We start from the raw sequence: 3,931 nt of genomic DNA, 5'->3' as shown, positions 1-3,931 counted from the left end.
TCCGCGTCTCCGCCCGCGGCTACCGCAACCGAGAGCACTTCAAGACCGCAATCTACTTCCACCTCGGCGGATTACAGCTCTACCCGGTCACACCATGACCCACGGACTTCCCGGAAGAGCCGAAATTCATGACTCATTCCATCGAGCCGGAGATGCATGGCGTTGGGCCGCGGCGGGGACCACGGGCGGCCTGGCTGCCGGGCCTCGCCGCACGGCATTCAGCTGGATCTCCGGCAAATCCACTGATCCGTCAACCGTGTCGAGCCAGGCCACAGTTTCGGCCACATCGTCGACGGTGACGGTATGCATCTCGAATGGAACCTCCTGCAGCATCTCGGTTTCGACCGGCCCCGGTGTGACTATATGCACGTTGATCCCGTCGCGGTCCACTTCAAGGGCAAGTGCGCGCGCAAATGCGTTCATCCCGGCTTTCGAAGCCGAGTAGGCCGTGCGGGCCGGCATTGGGTCGTGGGCGGCCGAGGACGAGATGAAAATGAAACGGGATCCAGCCGCCATCAGCGGGAGCGCGGCATGGGTGGTTACGAAGCACGAGTCGAGGTTCGCCGACATAGTGGTGCGCCACTGATCGAAGCTCTGTTTGCGCACATAAGTACCGCCGAGTACACCAGCCGCATGCACCAACAGGTCGATGCGTTCTAACCGCTGCAGCGCGGTGCCAAAGCTTTCGGGATCTGATGCATCGGCTACCAGCCAGCGGGCTCCGATCTCGGAGGCTGCCTCCCGCAGCTGGTCTTCACGACGCGCCATGAGCACTACGTCGTATCCACACTGGGCAAGCGAGCGCCCGCAGGCTTTTCCGATTCCGCCGCTGCCGCCGGTGATAACCGCGTTCCTCACAGCCGTTCCTTTGCAGTGCTCGAGAATCTCGTAAAGCCTTGGCTGGTGTCAGGCAGTTAAATGATCCGCCGGTCCCGGATGCGAATGACCGCATCCGGGGCGGGCGCGATTATCCGATCGGCCAATTCGCCGGCCAGGACATTGGACTGAGTATTAGCGACGTGGCGGGCCGCGACCCGACGCGCTCGTTGGGGGTCACCGATCGCGATCGCGTCGGTCAGGGCTTCGTGGGCCTTGAGAACTGCTTTGCGCTGACTCATCGACGGATACTCGCCGGTGGCCGCCGACTCTTCGGCCCACTGTAGTTCCCGCGCAGTCCACAGTGCCTCAAGGCAACCCACCATGGCTATCATGGTGCGGTTGCCGCAACCGCGTACGATCATGTCGTGAAACCGACGACCGCATTCGGTGAACGCGGAGCCGTCGTCGAGACGCTCGGCCATCTGGGAGTTGATCCTGTGGAGTTCGGGAACAACTGTGTCGGCCCGATCCACGCGTTGAGCCGCAAGTCCTGCGCATGCGGGTTCGAACTCCGTCAGCGCTTGCGCAAGGTCGCTGAGTGGGACATTCTCGCTCTGAAGGAGCAGGCCGAGCATGGAGGCCGCCGTGGTTTCGTCGGGGGCGTGCACCACGGCGCCGCCCCGATTCCCGCGTCGAACCGAGACTAGGCCCTCGGTTTCGAGAATTCGCAGTGCCTCTCGCAATGACACAAGGCTTACGTTGAACCTCTCGACGAGAACCGACTGCGGCGGGAGTAGATCACCGTCGACGAGTTCGCCATCGACGATCTGGCGGCGTAATTCATCCGCGATCGTCTGGGCGATGCGCGGCGACGTCAGTCGGCGCTTCACAACGTTCTTCGTGCCAGGCATTGACTATCTCTCAACTTGTGAAGTGAGCCGATGCGCCGGCCATCTCGGCGGCTGCGATTGTCCATGCTGAGCTTGCCATGACTACCTCATCTGTCGGTTGAAGATGCGCTTCGGCTTCTCACCCTGCGACGCGTGGCCACATGGGCGTTCCAAATCGAGATACGCCTATCAACTTATCATTGCTGAATTTCCACCGCTCGGGTGGAAGGCCGCTTATGCGGGATCTATGCGGCATACGGCCCGCGCGGCGCCTCGGCCCCTTTCTCCAGATGCTTGGGCCGTAGCCACGAGGCGCGGTGCCACCCTGCGCCAGCTTTCCTATGTCGACATGGGGGAGATGGTGAAGAGCGGGCCTCGGTGGTAACGTCGTAAAGATAAGAAGACAGCCGCCGGAGGCAGGCGGAAATCGCAGCAAGGTGAGGAGTCGTGCGGTGGACGTTGGAGAGCTCGTTTTAGTCAGCGTAGATGACCATGTGGTAGAGCCGCCGGGCATGTTCGAGGATCGATTGCCGTCGAAGTATGCGGAGTTCGCGCCGAAGTTCGTCACGAATCCCGACGGCACCAATGTGTGGGCGTACAACGGCGAGACCGTTATGAATGTCGCCCTGAATGCAGTGGCTGGACGCCCCAAGGAAGAGTACGGGATCGAACCGACGTCTTTTGACCAGTTGCGTCCGGGCACCTATGACCATAACGAGCGCGTGAAAGACATGAGCGCCAACGGGGTGTTGGGCTCATTGTGTTTTCCGTCATTTCCGCAGTTTTGCGGCCAGCTGTTCGCTCGGACGGAGGACAAGGATGTCGCGCTGGCGATGGTGCAGGCCTACAACGATTGGCATATCGACGAGTGGTGCGGCAGTCATCCGGGACGGTTCATACCGTGCGCCTTGCCGGCGATCTGGAATCCCGAGTTGATGGCGGCCGAGGTGCGTCGCGTGGCCAAGAAGGGCTGCCATGCATTGACCTTCAGCGAGAATCCGTCGAAGTTGGGATGGCCCTCCATTCATTCAGACCACTGGGATCCGGTGTGGAAGGCTTGTAGCGAGGAATCGGTGGTGGTCTGCATGCACATCGGGTCGTCGTCGCAGTTGACGATCACCGCCCCCGACGCGCCGATGGACGTGATGATCACGCTGCAACCGATGAACATCGTGCAGGCTGCTGCTGATTTGGTGTGGTCGCGGATGCTGCGGAAGTTCCCCGATTTGAAGGTGGCACTCAGTGAGGGCGGCATCGGATGGGTTCCGTACTTCCTGGAGCGGATCGACTACAACTACGACCGCCACAAGTGGACGGGTCAGGACTTCGGCGACAAGCTGCCCAGCGAGATCTTCAACCAGCACATACTGACGTGTTTCATCGACGACAAGTTCGGACTCGCCAGCAAGTCGGCGCTGAACCTCGATATGGTGACCTGGGAGTGCGACTACCCACACTCTGACTCCAACTGGCCGCAGTCACCGGAGGTGTTCGCCGAATCGGCTGGTGGGCTGACCGATGAAGAAATAGACAAGATCACCCACTTGAACGCCATGCGTCACTTCCACTACGACCCCTTCTCCGTGCTAGGGGGGCGGCAGAATTGCACGGTAAGTGCTCTGCGTGGGCAGGTCAAAGATCATGACATCAGCATCAAGTCGCAGTTGCGCGAAGGCGCGCAGAAGCTCAATCTCAACCTGGCTGACCTACAGAAACTGGCGGCGGCGTCGGCAGAATAAATGAACTGGACCAGTGCCGGATTTTGCGTTCGTCGTACTCGCTGGTGATCGTCGAGCTCGACGGGGTCGGGGTGCGGGGCGGTGGTGAAGGTCACCGGGACGGAGCCGGGTTCGGTTGGCATCGGCAGCCGCGGTCGCCTGGCGCTGCGGCGGGTCGCCATCCGGTCCGGGGTGCCGACTACGGCTACATGGTCGAGCCGGAAGCGGTGGCGCCATGAGACGTGTTGCGGTTGTCGGCGCCGGAATAACCGCCTCGGTGAGCATTTCGCGTTGGGGCTGAAAGACCTTTTGCCGATGGCTTATTCCAAGTGTGCCGCCAGCGTGGACAAGGGGCTGGCGAAGTCGGATCTGCAGGGCGCCTGGTCGGTGCCACGGGTACCGCTGACGGGTTCCCGGCCGGAATACTGGGGGCCTCCGCTCCTCGTGGCGTTCCCGGCGGATGCTGGGGGTGTCCACTTTCCACGAATCATGGGAGGCCCCTAT

General features: G+C 61.6%; 3 protein-coding genes and 2 pseudogenes. 3 read left to right on the top strand and 2 right to left on the bottom strand.

Going from position 1 to position 3,931, the window contains the following annotated elements; translation table 11 throughout:
- Positions 1-126 precede the first annotated feature (126 nt).
- Positions 127-858, bottom strand: coding sequence for an SDR family NAD(P)-dependent oxidoreductase (locus WA944_RS21040; protein ID WP_526373065.1), 732 nt, complete (start codon positions 856-858; stop codon positions 127-129).
- A 56-nt stretch (positions 859-914) separates the two neighbouring features.
- Positions 915-1,730, bottom strand: coding sequence for a FadR/GntR family transcriptional regulator (locus tag WA944_RS21035; protein WP_526373063.1), 816 nt, complete (start codon positions 1,728-1,730; stop codon positions 915-917).
- A gap of 431 nt (positions 1,731-2,161) precedes the next feature.
- Here WA944_RS21035 and WA944_RS21030 point away from each other — a divergent pair, with 431 nt between their 5' ends.
- The 3 genes and pseudogenes from WA944_RS21030 to WA944_RS21020 form a co-directional block, all read left to right on the top strand.
- On the top strand, positions 2,162-3,448 hold the full coding sequence (locus WA944_RS21030; RefSeq protein WP_526373061.1) for an amidohydrolase family protein: 1,287 nt from the start codon (positions 2,162-2,164) through the stop codon (positions 3,446-3,448).
- Between the two features lie 23 nt (positions 3,449-3,471).
- Positions 3,472-3,666, top strand: a pseudogene (locus tag WA944_RS21025) (DNA-binding protein); the annotation flags it as partial.
- Positions 3,663-3,855 (top strand): annotated as a pseudogene (locus WA944_RS21020) (thiolase family protein); the annotation flags it as partial. The pseudogenes WA944_RS21025 and WA944_RS21020, both read left to right, overlap by 4 nt.
- Positions 3,856-3,931: the final 76 nt, after the last annotated feature.

Origin of the sequence: Mycobacterium sp., assembly GCF_049683355.1 — a bacterium.
Taxonomy (GTDB): Bacteria; Actinomycetota; Actinomycetes; order Mycobacteriales; family Mycobacteriaceae; genus Mycobacterium.
The sequence above is the reverse complement of the archived record's forward strand: the minus strand, read 5'-3'. Positions and strand labels throughout refer to the sequence as shown.